The organism is Streptomyces sp. NPDC048389, assembly GCF_040706335.1.
Lineage (GTDB): Bacteria > Actinomycetota > Actinomycetes > Streptomycetales > Streptomycetaceae > Streptomyces.
The window spans coordinates 147,254-161,444 of record NZ_JBEZKP010000002.1 but is presented as its reverse complement, the minus strand read 5'-3'; the positions used below and the strand labels follow the sequence as shown (position 1 = coordinate 161,444).

Here is a 14,191-nt window from a genome sequence, read left to right as displayed (position 1 = left end):
GCTTATGAACACCACGGTCAGCTGCGAGCTGCACCTGCGCCTCGTTGTATCGAGCGAGTCCTCACTGCCTGTACCCGCGGGCCTGCGGTATGACACGGCCGATCCCTATGCCGTGCACGCCACCTTCCACACCGGAGCCGAAGAGACGGTCGAGTGGGTCTTCGCCCGCGACCTTCTCGCCGAGGGTCTGCACAGGCCCACCGGCGCGGGCGACGTACGTGTCTGGCCGTCACGCAGCCATGGCCAGGGCGTCGTCTGCATCGCGCTGAGCTCCCCGGAGGGCGAGGCACTGCTCGAGGCCCCGGCGCGGGCCCTGGAATCGTTCCTCAAGCGGACGGACGCCACGGTGCCTCCCGGCACCGAGCATCGGCACTTCGATCTCGACACGGAGCTGTCGCACATTCTGGCCGAGAACTGACTTCAGTCCGGCCGGCTGAAAACCGCACGGCGCCGTCCGTCTCGGGGAGACGGCGCCGCGTGGACAACCGCATATGGCAAACACCGGCGCCGTCATCGCGGAATCCACCGCGGCGACGGCGCCGGTGCGCTCTCGGCACGAACCGCTAGAGTCAGCGCAATTCGGCGGGCACCGGCCCGCATCCGGCCAGGGAGCGAATTACGTGCTGATCCCCCACGACACCCGTAGTGCCCTCGACACCGTCGTCGACCTGATGAACACCGCACCGGAGAGCGGTCAGGACGACGATCTGGCGGACGTCGAAGCGCTCTACGACTTCGTCAGGAAGCACATGGTCAGCGGCGTGGGGGAGCTGACCCAGCGGGATCTCAAGGCGGTGCACGGCATCCGCGCGCTGTTCGCGCAGGTGTTCGCGGCGACCGACAGCCGAGCCGCCGCCGAGACGATCAACCGCCTGGTGGCGGCGGCGGGCACGACGCCGCAGCTCACGGACCACGACGGCCACGACTGGCATGTGCACTACTTCGCACCGGGTGCGTCGGTGGCGGACCATCTCGCGGCGGACTGCGGGATGGCGCTGGCCTTCATCGTCGTCGCCGGCGAGCAGGAGCGGCTGCGGCGCTGTGACGCCCCGGACTGCGGGCGCGCGTTCGTGGACCTGTCGCGTAACCGTTCACGCCGCTACTGCGACAGCCGCACGTGCGGCAACCGTCTGCATGTCGCCGCGTACCGGGCTCGCCGCCGGGAGGCGGCGGCGGGCTGAGAGGGCAGCGCCTCATCGTGGCCTCACAGCCAGAAGAGGTCGTGGACGGCCGCCATGAGCAGCAGGACGCCGATCACCCCGAGGAAGATCATCAGGGGCGGCTGGGAGAGCGCGAAAAGGCATCCGCGCGGCTCCTGGGTCGGTGCGGGAGGACGGTCCCGCGAGGTATCGAGCATCTCGGGGTGATGATGACGCAGCCCGGACGCCCATGATCGACCAACACGCCCCGCGGGCAGGGTTGTTCATCACATCCCGTGGCGCCGCGGTGTCGAGTGCCGTGGCCGGGGGCGGGTCAGATGCCGTGCTTCTTGAGGATGGCCTCGATGTCGCTGAAGTCGTCGTCGGCAGCGGACGCCTTGGGCCGGGCCGCCTTCGGTTTCTCCGCTGCCGGGGCGGAGCCGCCGAGGGACGGGCGGGAGGCGGCCGGCTCGACGGTGTCCCGGCGGGCCGCCTCGGCACCGGCCCTGCGTTCCTTCCGGGTGCCGCCCGCCCGGCGCTCGGCGGCCCTGGTCGTGATGAACAGCAGCCACGCGAGGCCCAGGAGACCGAATCCGGCCCACGCGACCGGACTGAAGGCCGTGCCCACGGCCCACTCGACGGCACCGGTCATCACCAGTGCGACGGGGACCAGGGAGTAGGCCGCGATACGCGCCGCGGCGAGGAAGCGCCTGCGGTACGCCGTGATCGCGGCGATGCCCAGGCCCGCCGCGGACACCGCGGAACAAATGGTCTCGGCAAGCATCCGGTCCTCCAGGCATAGGCGGCTTGAACGGTTGTGTCCCTTCCATCCTGCACTGCTCAAGGGGTCCGGGGCCACGGTCGGGGGCCGGCACCGGTGACATCTGGGGGACATCTCGGGGACGGTCTCCTCCCCAGGTCCCGTTTTGGGGCGGCAGGTGCCGGACTGGGACACTGGCCGCATGAGCGAATCCCCGACCGGCTCCCCCGTCGTCCTCGACGTCTGGTGCGAGCTCCAGTGCTCCGACTGCCACAGCGCCCTGGACGACTTGCGGGCCCTGCGTGCCCGCTACGGCGACCGGCTGGAACTGCGGCTGCGGCACTTCCCCCTCGACAAGCACAAGCACGCGTTCACCGCCGCGCAGGCCGCGGAGGAGGCGGCGGCGCAGGGTCAGACGTGGCCGTACGTGGAGGCGGTGCTGGCGCGCACCGAGGAGCTGGCCACGCGGGGCGAGCCGCTTCTGCTGGAGGTCGCGCGGGAACTGGGCCTGGACGACGAGGAGTTCGACACCGCCCTGATCGACGGTCGGCACATCCTGATCGTCGACGCCGACCAGGCGGAGGGCAAGGCGATCGGTGTGACGGGCACGCCGACGTACGTCATCGGCGGCGAGCGTCTGGATGGCGGCAAGAGCCAGAAGGGGCTGCGGGCGCGCATCGAGGAGATCACCGACCGGCTGCTGGCCGGGCGATGAGCAGACCTGTGCCCCTCCGGCAAGGTCTGCCCTGTCGCGGCCCTAAAGGAGCCGTTTGACGAAGTTGCGGTGGGTGGTGCGGTAGCCGAGGGATTCGTAGAGGGTGCGTGCCCGCTCGTTGCCCTCGAAGACGTGCAGAGCGATCAGGGGTCGCCCGGCGTCGGCAGCGATCCGCTCGGCGAGCAGCATCAGGGCCCGCCCGTGGCCGCGGCCCCGGTAGGGCTCGGCCACTTCGACGTCGAAGACGTACGCCCCTTGTTCGCCGGGGCGCACCTCTTGCTCGGCGACCCAGATGTGGCCGACCGCGGTGCCGTCGGCGAGGAGGGTGTGGATGTGGGTGCCCGGAGTGGCGCGGCCGTCCGGGAGGAGGCGGGCATGGACGGCTTCCGACTGCGCCAGGCACTCGTCCTCGGGAGCTCCGGAGGAGGACAGATCGCGTGCGAAGGTCCGTACCGCATGGGAGCGCCAGCGGTCGAACTCGTCCTCGGTCATGGGGCGGCTCTCGGTGCCCCCGGGCAGTGAGGGCGGCGGCGCGGTCACCTCTTTGATCATGTTGCGGCCGCGTTCCGTGTATCCGAGGGCGCCGGCCAGTCGCAGTGCGGGGACGGCGTCGGCGGGGACGGACGTGCGTATCTCGTTGCACCGCCAGCCGCGCAGCACCTCCTCGGCCGCGAGCGCGGCGACGGTGCCGCGGCCGCGCCGGCGGTCGGCGTCGTCGATGCGCAGCGACCGCAGGTAGCCGACGGGGCGGCCCGCGCCGGGGGCGGTGGTGAGCTCGACGGCGCCGACGGGTCTGCCGTTCACGCACACGTCGTAGCTGCGGGAGGTGGCGCCGGACTCCTCGCGCTGGATCGGCCCGGTGGGCCGCAGAGTTGTGGTCATCGAAGAGTTTCTACCTGGCACGCGGCCGTCCGACACCCGGTTTCCCTCCCCGTCGGGGGCCGGTTTCCTGCCCGTCGCGGGCCGGTCAGACGGACTTGGGGTCCGGGTCCGCCGCCGCGCGCTCCTCGAAGACGCGCATCGCCTTGGCCGCCACCGGCCCCGGGCCCTCCCCGATGCCGCGCCCGTCGAGGCGTACGACCGCCTGGACGTCGCGGAGCGTGGAGGTCAGGAAGACCTCCTCGGCGCCGTCGAGCACTTCGAGAGGCAGGTCCGTCTCCTTGGCGCCCGTCCATTCGACGGTGAGCGCGCGGGTGACGCCGGCGAGGCAGCCGGAGGCCAGGGGCGGGGTGTGCAGCTCGCCGTCGAGGACGACGAAGACGTTCGAGCCGGTGCCTTCGCAGAGCCGCCCCACGGTGTTGGCGAACAGTGCCTCGGAGGCGCCGTGCTGGTGGGCCCTGGCGAGGGCGACGACGTTCTCGGCGTAGGAGGTGGTCTTCAGGCCGGTCAGCGCACCGCGTTCGTTGCGGGTCCAGGGGACCGTGACGACCGACGTGGTGTCGGGGCGGCGGGAGGTCTCGCCGATCGCGACGACCAGCGTCGGGCCGTCGGTGCCCCGGTCGGAACCGAGAGGGGAGAGCCCGCCGGTGTAGGTGATGCGCAGCCGGCCGAGCGGCATCGGGTTGGCGGCCAGCACGGCGGCGCAGGCGCGGCGGACCTCGTCGAGGTCGGGTTCCGGCAGCCCGAGGCCCTCGGCGGAGCGGGCGAGCCGTTCCAGATGGCGAGTGAGGGCGAAGGGCCGGCCGTGGACGGCCTTCACGGTCTCGAAGATGCCGTCGCCCACGGTCATGCCGTGGTCGAGTACGGACACCCGGGCGTCCTCGAGCTCCGAGAGCGCGCCGCCTACCCAAACCTTCATGGAGCCGTCCTTCCGATTGCCGCGTACGCGCCCGACGCTACCGCCAGCAGCCTCGAAGCCTTCAGTTCCGTCTCGGCCCACTCGCGCTCCGGGTCGGAGCCCCAGGTGATGCCCGCACCGGTGCCGAACCGCAGGGCGCTCATGGAGCGGTCGATCCAGAAGGTGCGTATGCCGACGGCCAGCTCGGCCGCGCCCCGGTCGGCGTCGACCCAGCCGATGCCGCCGCAGTACGGGCCGCGGGGTGTGGTCTCCAGCGCCTCGATGATCTTCAGTGCACTGGACTTGGGGGCGCCGGTGACCGAACCCGGGGGGAAGGTCGCGGCCAGCAGTTCGCCCCAGCCGGCTCCCGGTGCGAGGTCGCCGCGGACGGTGGACACGAGGTGCACGAGTCCGGGGTGCGGCTCGATCGCGCAGAGGGCCGGCACGGTCACGCTGCCGGTGGCGCACACCCGGCCGAGGTCGTTGCGGACCAGGTCCACGATCATGACGTTCTCCGCGTGGTCCTTCTCCAGGAGATCACCGGCGGTGCGGCCCGTTCCCTTGATCGGGCCGGATTCGACGGTGCGTCCCGCGCGGCGCAGATACAGCTCCGGCGAGGCGGTGGCGATCTCCACGCCGTGCGCGGGCAGCCGGATCGTTCCTGCGTACGGGGCCGGGTTGCCGCGCGCCAGCAGGGCCGTCAGCTCGTCCACGTCCGCCGCGTCCGGTTCCGGCAGCGGTGCGGACAGTACCCGGCACAGATTGGCCTGGTAGACCTCGCCTGCCGCGATGTGTTCCCGGACACGTCGCACGCCTGCGGTGTAGGCGGCACGGTCCAGTGACGACGTCCACGCGTCGGCCGCCGGACCCCGCCAGCGCCCCGGGACGGGCTCGGGAACCGGCTCGCTGCGGACATCGCCGAAGCGGGCGCAGGTCAGACGGCCCTCGAAGTCGGCCACGACGGCCCAGAAGCCGGTGGAGTCGAGGGCCGCGGGGTCGCTGGTGACGTCCCTGAGGTCGGTGGCGACGAGGGAGCCGAAGCGGGCCAGAGGAGCAAGGTCGTGCACGTCTGTGAGTGTATGACCGGCGCGGATGCGGCGGGGACGGGCGCCCGGTGAGCCGCCGGTGTGCTGCCGCGACGTGGACACACGGCGGCAAGCTGCACAAACGCGTTTTTGTACTGGCCCGGGAATCCGCTAGAGTTCAACTCGTCGCCGGGACGCGCAAGCGGAACGGAAACGACAAGCGGACGTGGCTCAGTTGGTAGAGCATCACCTTGCCAAGGTGAGGGTCGCGAGTTCGAATCTCGTCGTCCGCTCGAGAAGTGGGGGATCTTCCCGACCCCCCGCACTCCGGGTGGAGTGGCCGAGAGGCGAGGCAACGGCCTGCAAAGCCGTCTACACGGGTTCAAATCCCGTCTCCACCTCCAAGGACGATTAGCTCAGCGGGAGAGCGCTTCCCTGACACGGAAGAGGTCACTGGTTCAATCCCAGTATCGTCCACTGGGTCCGCGAGGACCCGAGCGCGATTAGCTCAGCGGGAGAGCGCTTCCCTGACACGGAAGAGGTCACTGGTTCAATCCCAGTATCGCGCACGCTGTACGCAGTAACGCAGGTGATGTAGTCGTCCTGCTGCCCTGCGCGATTAGCTCAGCGGGAGAGCGCTTCCCTGACACGGAAGAGGTCACTGGTTCAATCCCAGTATCGCGCACCAGCCCAAGCCCCCGGTCGTCTCGACGACCGGGGGTTTTGTCATGCCCCCTTCCCCGCCCGTCAGGAGGAGAAGAGCATCCGGCCGAAGCTGCGCTGGCGATGGTGGCCGTGGTGGTGACCACCGTGGTGCGGCGCGCCCCAGGCCGGCGCCGCGGGGGCGGGAGCGGCCGGGTATGCCTGCGGGGCCGGCGGCGGAGGCGGCGCCTGCTGGGTCCACTGCGACTCGAGGCGGGTCAGCGACTCCAGCTCGCCGTAGTCGAGGAATATGCCCCGGCAGCCGCTGCACTGCTCGATCTGGACGCCATTGCGGTTGTACGTGTGCATCGCTGCATGGCACTTGGGACACTGCATCGTCTGGTCAGCTCCTCGCCGTCTCGTCGACGTCACCGGGAAGCATGCCCGGCGACGAGACCTTCACCCTACGACCGGGCACCGGGGTCCAACTCGGTTGTGAGTGTCCCGATTCGGGTACAGGCGTCGAGCACCGCCCGTTCGCACTCGTCCGGCCGACGGCCCTCCGCCGCCGACTTCGCCAGCGCGAGCGCCGCCGTCTGGAGCACCAGCGCCCTGGCAGGCACGTCCAGTTGAGGCCAGGGGTCGTCCGCGGAAGCGACCGCGGGGCCGCCGGCGGCCGTGTACGCGCCGAGGAACCGCTGCCAGACCTCCGGCGCCAGCAGCCCCGCGGCGAACCACGCGGCCGGGCGGGCGAGATCCCAGGCCGGGTCGCCGAGGCCGAGGTCGTCGACGTCTATCAGCAGCCACGGGCCGTCGGGGGCGGGGTGGCGCACGAGTTGACCGAGATGGAAGTCGCCGTGGCACACGCGTTGGCGCGCAGTGCCGGAGGGAGTGAGTGGCTCCTCGCCGCGGGCCCAGGCCGGCAGACGTGCCCAGGCACGCCGGACGTCGCAGGCGGCCGGGTCGTCCGCCGCGGCCGCCTCCATGCGGGCCACCGCGGCGGCGGCCTTCGCCGGGCCCCGCATCGGCGGGAGCGGACCGGGCAGCCCGGCGGGCTCGAGGCGGTGCAGGCGCGCAAGCAGGACCGCCGCGTCCTCCCAGGGCGCGGCGTCCGGGTCCGTCGCGTCGACGGGAGCGCCGTAGGGCCAGACGGTGACGGGGCGGCCCCGCGCCGGGGCGCTCGCCAGGTGCGGGAGCGGCGGCAGGAGGATGGCCGCCAGCGCCGGGTGGGCCGCCAGGTCCAGACGCGCACGGTGGGCGACCGGATCGGTCCCGGGGGCGTGCGCCTTGGCGACGGCGGAGCCATGGCGCACGACGATGCCGTCGGGCCGGTCGGCGAGCGTCTGTCCGTCCTGGGCGGCCCCGCACGCCGTGCAAGTCCCGCGCGGTGCCGCCAGGTGGGCGGCGCTCCGGGCGACGGAGGCGAGTACGCGGAGGACTGAGGCGGTCACGGAGGGAGCGTAGCGGGAGCGCCTCGCGCGCCGGTGCCCCGGGAGCGGCCCGCTGCGTCGATGGTGGGTGCGGGGCCGAGTCCCCGGAGCGCGGCACCCTGCCCGTACCCGTCGAGCAGTGGGAGAGGCGTTCGCCCCGGCCGACCGGCCGGGGCGAGGGCCGGCGGCACTTCACGCGAAAGCCGGCACGGCGGCCGCGGCGATGCCGGCCACCGGGGAACGTCGGGAGAGACGTCATGCACCGCGCTGCCGACGGCGCCCACGACGTTCACGGGTGATGTCCCGCAGATCCGCCCGCACTCGGACCGCGGACGCCTTTCGGACCGGACACCACCGGACCGCGGACACCACCGGACCGCGGACGCGACCGGACCGCAGACGCCTTCGGACCGGACACCGGGGCCCGGCCGACCGGTCCACGCCCTTGGCGTCTTCACGCCTTCGTTGGTCCGCCGCTCAAATCCGCCTGGCCGAGGACCCCTTCACCAGTCACCTGAACGGGCTATCCCTCAGGGCACGGCCCTTCCCGCGACTGGGCCGTGCCCCCAATGGAGTTGCGTCGCCACTGAGCGCATGAGTCCTTGGAAAGCGTGTCCTGCCGGATCTCAACATCAGGAGGATGCATGGGCACAGTTCAGAACGGCCGGACGGCCGAAAGGCTGTCCGTGGTTTTCGCGGTCCGTGTGATCGAGGGCGGCGAGCAAGGATTCCTGGAGATGTACGAGCAGATGCGGAAATCCGTCGCTCGTACCCCGGGGCACATCGTCGAACGACTGGGAGAACCGGTCGACGGCTCCCGCCAGTGGGTGATCACCAGCGAGTGGGAGACCCCCGAGCACTTTTTCGCCTGGCAGCAGAGTGAGGACCACCGGGCACTGGTGGCTCCGCTCCGCGACTGGGTCGACTCGACGCAGTCACTGCGGTTCCGGGTCGTCAAGGAGACCGTGGAGGAGAAGTCATGACGCCCACCATCAACACTTCCGGCCCCGTCGCCGTCCTCGGCCTCGGCACGATGGGCTCCGGCCTGGCCTCACGTCTGCTCGCGCAAGGGGTACGAGTGCGGGTCTGGAACCGCAGTCCGGAGCGGGCCGAGCCGCTCGCCCGGGCCGGCGCCGTCGCCGTCGGGCGTCCCAGCGAAGCCGTCGAGGGCACGAGCGCCGTCATCTGCACGGTCGCTGACGGAGACGCCCTCAAGACAGTGCTGCGCGGTCCGGACGGCGTCCTGGCCAGGGGCACCTACCCCGGTGCGCTGATCTGCGCCAGCACCGTCGCTCCCGAGGAGGTCGTCCGGCTTGCCGGGGACGTGCCCTCCGTCATGGACGTCGGCATGCTCGGCAACCGCGACCACGCCCGCGACGGCGAACTGCGACTGTTCGTCGGCGGCGAGGAGCGCGTCTTCACCGCCGGCCGGCCGCTGCTGGAGATGCTGGGCAAGGAGGTCGTCCATCTGGGCGCACTGGGTTCCGGCATGCGGATGAAGCTGCTCCTCAATCTCCTCATGGGGATAGAGGTCCAGGCCATGGCCGAGGCCGCCGAACTGGCGGCCTCCTGCGGCCTCGACAAGCAGCTCGTCCTCAGGACGATCGCGGGCAGCGGCTTCGCCTCGCCGGTCATGTCCTTCAAGTCGCGGCGCCTGGCCAGCGGGCGTTTCGACGAGCCGGACTTCCGGCTGCGCCTGATGGCGAAGGACCTCATGCTCGCTGAGGAGCAGGCGGCCGCGGCAGGCCTGCACCTTCCGCTCACCGCCGCAGCCGCCCAGACCCACGCCCGTGCCACCGAGCAGGGGCTTGGCGACGAGGACTGCGCCGCGGTGACCCGCGCAGTCACACCGGAACCGGGAACCCACACATGATCATCGACATCCACGGACATCTGTCCCCGCCGGAAGCGGCCAGACGCTTCCCCATGCCCCCGAGCCTGACCGACGTCGACGGCATGCTCGCGGCCCGCGCCGAGGCCGGTATCGACCTCACCATCATCGGCAGCCCGGTGGGCGCCGGTGCCATGGCGCGAGTCCCGGGCGTGGACAACTACCAGCAGCCGCGTGACCGGCTGCGTGGATTCCACGCCTGGATGTCGGGTCTGATCTCCCGGTTCCCCGACCAGTTGCGCGGGTACGTCTACGCCAACCCGTTCGGCGACGACGATCACCTGGAAGGCGTGCGTGAAACCCTGGCGGACCCCGCGTTCGTCGGCCTGATCACCACGTCCAGCGTCCACGGCGAGCTGCTCGGCTCGCCGCGGGCGGACTCCTTCTTCGCGCTGGCCGCGGAGGCGGCAGTCCCGGTCCTGGTGCACGCACCGGCCGAACCGGTCGGCACGGAGAAGGTGGGCACCGTCGGCTTCGTGGAGCAGATCGGCCGGTTCGGCGACGTCACCCTGGGCATGGCCATGATCGCGTTCGCGGGATGGCTGGACAAGTACCCGGACCTGCGGCTGATCGGCGCGACCGGCGGCGGCGCGGTGGCGCTGCTGCCGGAGCGCCTACTGACGGCGGCGCGCCCCAGGCACTGGGGCGGCGGAGCACAGCCCTCCGCCGCCCCGGCCACCCGGCCGGCGGACCCCGCCGCGCCCTCCGCCCCGCCATCTGCCGACCCCGCCGCGGCCCTGCAGCGCATGTACGTCGACACCAGCCCGTTCAGCGCGGCGCACCTGAGCCTCAACGCGGAGGTCCTCGGACCCGGGCGGATGCTCTTCGGCAGCGACTCGCCGCCGTTGTCGGCGCCGCTGGAGGACCTCATCCACATGATCGAGAAGCTGCCTGTGGACAAGGCGTCCCAGCAGCTCATCCTCGGCGGCAACGCCGAGGCCCTCTTCGACCTCAGGAGCCGTCCGTGACGACAACGCAGGACCCCGTCACCACAGCCGAGCTGTGCACCGCCGACTTCCGGCGCAACCCGCACCCGGTCTACGCCGCCCTCCGGGACACGGCGCCCGTCTGCCCGATGAAGCCGCCGCACGGCGTCGAAACGTACCTCATCACACGGTACGAGGACGCCCGTGCCGCACTGTCCGACCCCCGGCTGAGCAAGGACATGTACGGGGCCATGGACGCCTACCGGAGGATCTTCGGCGACTCGTCGGTCTCGCTGGACGACAACATGCTCAACGCCGACGCGCCCAAACACACCCGGCTGCGCAGACTCGTCAGCTCCGAGTTCACCCCGCGCCGCGTCGAGGCGCTGCGGCCGAAGATCCAGGACATCATCGACCGGCTGCTCGACGCGTGCCCCACCGGTGAACCGCTGGACCTGCTGCCCGCGTTCGCGTTCCCGCTGCCGATCACCGTGATCTGCGAACTGCTCGGCGTGCCGCCCGAGGAGCGGGCCCACATGCAGCACCTGTCCACCACGGTGGCGCAGACGGGCTTCAGCAAGGAGTCCAAGCAGGCGCAGCAGAAGGCGGAGGAGGACCTGCACTCCTACTTCACCGACCTGGTCGCGCGCAAGCGCGAGCACCCTGGTGAGGACCTGCTCAGCGCACTCACCGACGTTCAGGGCAAGGACAGCGGCCTCACGCAGAGCGAGCTGGTCTCGACGGCGTTCCTGCTGATGTTCGCGGGGCACAAGACGACCGCGTACCTCATCGGCAACGCCGTGTACCACTTCCTGGCCAATCCCGCACAGCTGCGCGCCGTGCAGGAGGACCCGGAGCTGTTCGGCCCCGCGGTGGACGAGTTGGTGCGCTACGACGGCTCGGTGGAGAGTGCGACGTTCCGGTACGCCACCGAGGACGTGGAGATCGGCGGCACCAGGATCCCCAAGGGAGCCCTGGTGCAGATCTCGCTGCTTTCGGCGAACCGCGACCCGCTGAAGTTCGACTCCCCGAACGAGTTCGATGTGCGGCGGCCGGGGAACGCGCAGAGCACCCATCTGGGGTTCGGCCACGGCAGCCACTACTGCCTGGGCGCCCCGCTGGCACGGCTGGAGATGCAGCTGGCCCTCACCAGCTTGTTCAGCCGGTTCCCCGGGATCACTCCGGCCGCACCCGATGCCTTGCCGAAGTGGATGGAAGTCCCCTTCCCCGCCTTCCGCGGCCTCGCGGAACTGCCAGTCGTGCTCCACCCGGAGAAGTGACCGCCGGCACCGGCAGCCGGCACGCGCCCGGGCCCGTCTCCCCCTCACCGGGGAGGCGGGCCCGGGCCGTTGACGCCGGGGCCCCTTTGGGCGTCGGCCGGGCGGCCGCCGTGCCGGGCAGGTTGAACACGTGCTCGAAGGTTCGCACGTAGCCGCTTGCCAAAGGCCGGCAAGACCGATCACACCGCACGACCGTCTCGCGCACTCTCGCGCATGACTGCTGGACGGCGGTGGCCGGGTGCGCGTCCCGGCAAGTCGGCCGCGGCCGGCGGCGGCCCCTCGCACACCACCGCACGCAGGGGCCCTCGCACGACACCGTCGCCCCGTCGCCGCCGGTGGGCGGCCTACCCGACAAGGCAGACAAGACAGGCAGATAGTCACTTACCAGATGTTTCCGGCGCCGTGCACCATGCTGGTCCTGCCCGCGTCAGGCCCACCCGGGGCGGAATGCGCGCATGTTCGACGACCGGAGGACCATGTACAGGCAGGATCACCCCAGTCCGACCTCGACCACCCGGCGCGCTGTGCTCGGCGCCGGGATCGCCGCAGTGGGATCTGCGCTGCTCACCGCCTGCTCCGGTAGCGGAGCGGACTCCTCAGCGGGAAAGGGGGCCGCCGGCCCCCGGGGCTCCGACTCCGCGGCGGGCACGAAGGTGCGGCCCACCTGGACACCCAGCCCCGAGGGCAAACTCCGCGGCCTCACCCTCACCGCCACACCGGCCACGGTCGAGATCGGTGGCGGACGTACCGTCAGGACCGCCACCTACAACGGCGAACTGCCCGGCAAGGAGGTACGGATCACCGCCGGCGACACTCTCGAGTTGACGCTCGCCAACCACTTGCCCGAACCCACCACGGTCCACTGGCACGGCATCGCCCTGCGCAACGACATGGACGGCGTGCCGGACCTGACGCAGCCGCCCATCGCGCCGGGCAAGAGGTTCACCTACCGCTTCCAGGTGCCGCACCCCGGCACTTACTGGTTCCACCCCCACCTGGGCCTGCAGATCGACCGCGGAACGTACGCGCCGCTGATCGTCGACGACCCCAACGAGCCCCTCCCCTACGACGCGGAGTGGATCGTCCTGCTGGACGACTGGATCGACGGGGTCGGCGGCTCCAGCCCCGAGGACGTCTTCGACCAGCTTCGCAAGGGCAAGCCCGCCATGGGACACGGCTCCACGCACCAGCGCGGGCACGACCACGGCGCCCGGCCCGCCAAACCCTCCGGAGGAATCGCGGCCGGATACGGTCCGCCGGGCGCCCACGCGCCACAGCCCGGCGACGCGCCGGCCCGCGACGACGTGTCGCCCTCACCGGAGCGGAGCAGAGGCCCCGGCCGGCTGTTGACCGGCGCAAGCAGCCCGCTGCTCGGCGGCCATGCCGGCGACATCGCCTACCCGCACTACCTGATCAACGGGCGCACGCCCGACGACCCGACCCAGTTCCGGGCCAGACCCGGCGACCGGATCCGGCTGCGCATCATCAACGCGGGCGCAGAAACCCCGTTCCGGGTGGCCCTCGGCGGACACCGGCTGACAGTCACCCACAGCGACGGCTTTCCCGTACGCCACCACCGGACCGACTCCCTACTCCTCGGCATGGGCGAACGCTACGACGTACTGATCACCGCCAAGGACGGCGTCTTCCCGCTCACCGCACTGGCCGAAGGCAAGAACGGCGCCGCGATGGCCGTCCTGCGCACAGCGAGTGGTGCGCTTCCCGGCCCCGCCACCCGTCCCGCCGAACTACGGCGCGCCGTCCTGCCCTCGGCCCGCCGGCTCAGGCCGCACGAATCCGTCGAACTCGACCGGCGCAGACCCGACCGCATCGTCAGAGTCACCTTCACCGGCGGTATGGAGAAATTCGACTGGGGCACCGACCACCGCCCCTACTCCCCCGACCGCGTCCACCGCATCGAACGCGGCGAACGGGTACGGCTGGTCGTCGTCAACGCCACCGACATGTGGCACCCCGTCCACCTGCACGGCCACACCTACGCCCTCGCCGGTATCGACTCCAGCGGCGCCCGCAAGGACACCGCCACCGTCCTGCCCCACAACAAGCTCGTCCTCGATTTCGACGCCGACAACCCCGGCGACTGGATGCTCCACTGCCACAACATCTACCACTCGGAATCCGGCATGATGACCACCGTCACCTACGGCGCGTAGCCGGTGAGTCCCGTCGCGGGGTGCGACGAGGGCCCGCGAAGCGTCAGGGTGGCGTCCGGGCCCTGCGGCGCCGGGTACGGGCGCGCACCTCGATGCTGTCGTTTCTCGGCGCCGGCCCCGGTGGGCGCACCACCGCGGTGCGGGAGCCCAGCGGGGATGTCCGTGGTCGACATGCGGGCGGGACTTCGACGTCCGGAGGCGGAAGTTGTCCTTCACAGCCGGCGAAGAGGCACACTGCTCCGGGTGGCGCCGCGGGCTTCCCCGGACCGGCCACGTCGGAAACACAGCCAGGACCAGCCGGGCCCCTCTCCAGGAGCTCCGGACCCGGACCGGGCCGACCGCGCCCGGAGACGTGATCCGGCCGGTCCGCCCGCGCAAGGGCAACGCGCGATGGCCGGTCAGCTCCCCAGCTGACCGGCCAAACGCTGCCGT

At 71.5% G+C, this 14,191-nt stretch carries 15 protein-coding genes and 5 tRNA genes; 13 read left to right on the top strand and 7 right to left on the bottom strand.

Translation table 11 applies throughout. The annotated features are described in order from the left end of the window. The first annotated feature begins 4 nt into the window (after positions 1-4). Positions 5-418 (top strand): SsgA family sporulation/cell division regulator, encoded by a 414-nt coding sequence (locus tag AB0903_RS02530; RefSeq protein WP_366698167.1) that lies wholly within the window; start codon positions 5-7, stop codon positions 416-418. A gap of 202 nt (positions 419-620) precedes the next feature. Further along, the gene (locus tag AB0903_RS02525) at positions 621-1,181 is read left to right on the top strand and encodes a CGNR zinc finger domain-containing protein (RefSeq protein WP_366698166.1); all 561 of its coding nucleotides are present in this window, start codon (positions 621-623) and stop codon (positions 1,179-1,181) included. 23 nt (positions 1,182-1,204) lie between these two features. Here AB0903_RS02525 and AB0903_RS02520 read toward each other — a convergent pair whose 3' ends face one another. Next, the gene (locus tag AB0903_RS02520) at positions 1,205-1,357 is read right to left on the bottom strand and encodes a hypothetical protein (RefSeq protein ID WP_366698164.1); all 153 of its coding nucleotides are present in this window, start codon (positions 1,355-1,357) and stop codon (positions 1,205-1,207) included. Positions 1,358-1,473: 116 nt separating this feature from the next. Continuing rightward, positions 1,474-1,923 (bottom strand): hypothetical protein, encoded by a 450-nt coding sequence (locus AB0903_RS02515; protein WP_366698162.1) that lies wholly within the window; start codon positions 1,921-1,923, stop codon positions 1,474-1,476. A 178-nt stretch (positions 1,924-2,101) separates the two neighbouring features. Between AB0903_RS02515 and AB0903_RS02510 the strand changes: the two genes are divergently transcribed. Further along, positions 2,102-2,614 carry a DsbA family protein gene (locus AB0903_RS02510; RefSeq protein WP_366698160.1) on the top strand — a complete coding sequence of 171 codons (513 nt, stop codon included), beginning with the start codon at positions 2,102-2,104 and terminating at the stop codon, positions 2,612-2,614. A 42-nt stretch (positions 2,615-2,656) separates the two neighbouring features. Here AB0903_RS02510 and AB0903_RS02505 read toward each other — a convergent pair whose 3' ends face one another. From AB0903_RS02505 to AB0903_RS02495, 3 genes are all read right to left on the bottom strand, one after another. Next, a complete protein-coding gene (locus tag AB0903_RS02505; protein WP_366698158.1) occupies positions 2,657-3,496 on the bottom strand; it encodes a GNAT family N-acetyltransferase in 840 nt (279 codons plus the stop codon). Between the two features lie 85 nt (positions 3,497-3,581). Beyond that, positions 3,582-4,412: an aminodeoxychorismate lyase gene (locus tag AB0903_RS02500; protein ID WP_366698156.1), complete on the bottom strand. Its 831-nt coding sequence runs from the start codon at positions 4,410-4,412 to the stop codon at positions 3,582-3,584. After that, positions 4,409-5,458: a chorismate-binding protein gene (locus AB0903_RS02495; protein WP_366698154.1), complete on the bottom strand. Its 1,050-nt coding sequence runs from the start codon at positions 5,456-5,458 to the stop codon at positions 4,409-4,411. Before AB0903_RS02495 ends, AB0903_RS02500 begins: the two co-directional genes overlap by 4 nt. Before the next feature lie 178 nt (positions 5,459-5,636). On the opposite strand from AB0903_RS02495, the gene AB0903_RS02490 reads away from it, so the two are divergent. The 5 genes from AB0903_RS02490 to AB0903_RS02470 all read left to right on the top strand — a co-directional run bounded on the left by AB0903_RS02490 (position 5,637) and on the right by AB0903_RS02470 (position 6,104). Further along, positions 5,637-5,709 (top strand) — tRNA-Gly (locus AB0903_RS02490). A gap of 37 nt (positions 5,710-5,746) precedes the next feature. Beyond that, positions 5,747-5,820: transfer RNA gene (locus tag AB0903_RS02485), tRNA-Cys, on the top strand. A gap of 1 nt (position 5,821) precedes the next feature. Then, positions 5,822-5,893: transfer RNA gene (locus AB0903_RS02480), tRNA-Val, on the top strand. A gap of 20 nt (positions 5,894-5,913) precedes the next feature. After that, positions 5,914-5,985 (top strand) — tRNA-Val (locus AB0903_RS02475). Positions 5,986-6,029: 44 nt separating this feature from the next. After that, positions 6,030-6,104, top strand: a tRNA-Val gene (locus AB0903_RS02470). Between the two features lie 59 nt (positions 6,105-6,163). Here the strand turns inward: AB0903_RS02470 and AB0903_RS02465 are convergent. Beyond that, entirely contained in the window at positions 6,164-6,454 is a 291-nt protein-coding gene (locus tag AB0903_RS02465; protein WP_366698152.1) for a zf-TFIIB domain-containing protein, read from the bottom strand. A gap of 68 nt (positions 6,455-6,522) precedes the next feature. Then, a complete protein-coding gene (locus AB0903_RS02460; RefSeq protein ID WP_366698150.1) occupies positions 6,523-7,509 on the bottom strand; it encodes a phosphotransferase in 987 nt (328 codons plus the stop codon). 623 nt (positions 7,510-8,132) lie between these two features. On the opposite strand from AB0903_RS02460, the gene AB0903_RS02455 reads away from it, so the two are divergent. The 5 genes from AB0903_RS02455 (at position 8,133) to AB0903_RS02435 (ending at position 13,759) form a co-directional block, all read left to right on the top strand. Then, entirely contained in the window at positions 8,133-8,471 is a 339-nt protein-coding gene (locus AB0903_RS02455; protein WP_366698148.1) for an antibiotic biosynthesis monooxygenase family protein, read from the top strand. Beyond that, positions 8,468-9,361 (top strand): NAD(P)-dependent oxidoreductase, encoded by an 894-nt coding sequence (locus tag AB0903_RS02450; protein ID WP_366698146.1) that lies wholly within the window; start codon positions 8,468-8,470, stop codon positions 9,359-9,361. Before AB0903_RS02455 ends, AB0903_RS02450 begins: the two co-directional genes overlap by 4 nt. Continuing rightward, the gene (locus AB0903_RS02445) at positions 9,358-10,347 is read left to right on the top strand and encodes an amidohydrolase family protein (protein WP_366698144.1); all 990 of its coding nucleotides are present in this window, start codon (positions 9,358-9,360) and stop codon (positions 10,345-10,347) included. Before AB0903_RS02450 ends, AB0903_RS02445 begins: the two co-directional genes overlap by 4 nt. After that, complete coding sequence (locus tag AB0903_RS02440) at positions 10,344-11,585, top strand: cytochrome P450 (protein WP_366698142.1); 1,242 nt, start codon at positions 10,344-10,346, stop codon at positions 11,583-11,585. The genes AB0903_RS02445 and AB0903_RS02440 overlap by 4 nt, the downstream gene beginning before the upstream one ends. Before the next feature lie 476 nt (positions 11,586-12,061). Next, on the top strand, positions 12,062-13,759 hold the full coding sequence (locus AB0903_RS02435) for a multicopper oxidase family protein (protein WP_366698140.1): 1,698 nt from the start codon (positions 12,062-12,064) through the stop codon (positions 13,757-13,759). Positions 13,760-14,191: the final 432 nt, after the last annotated feature.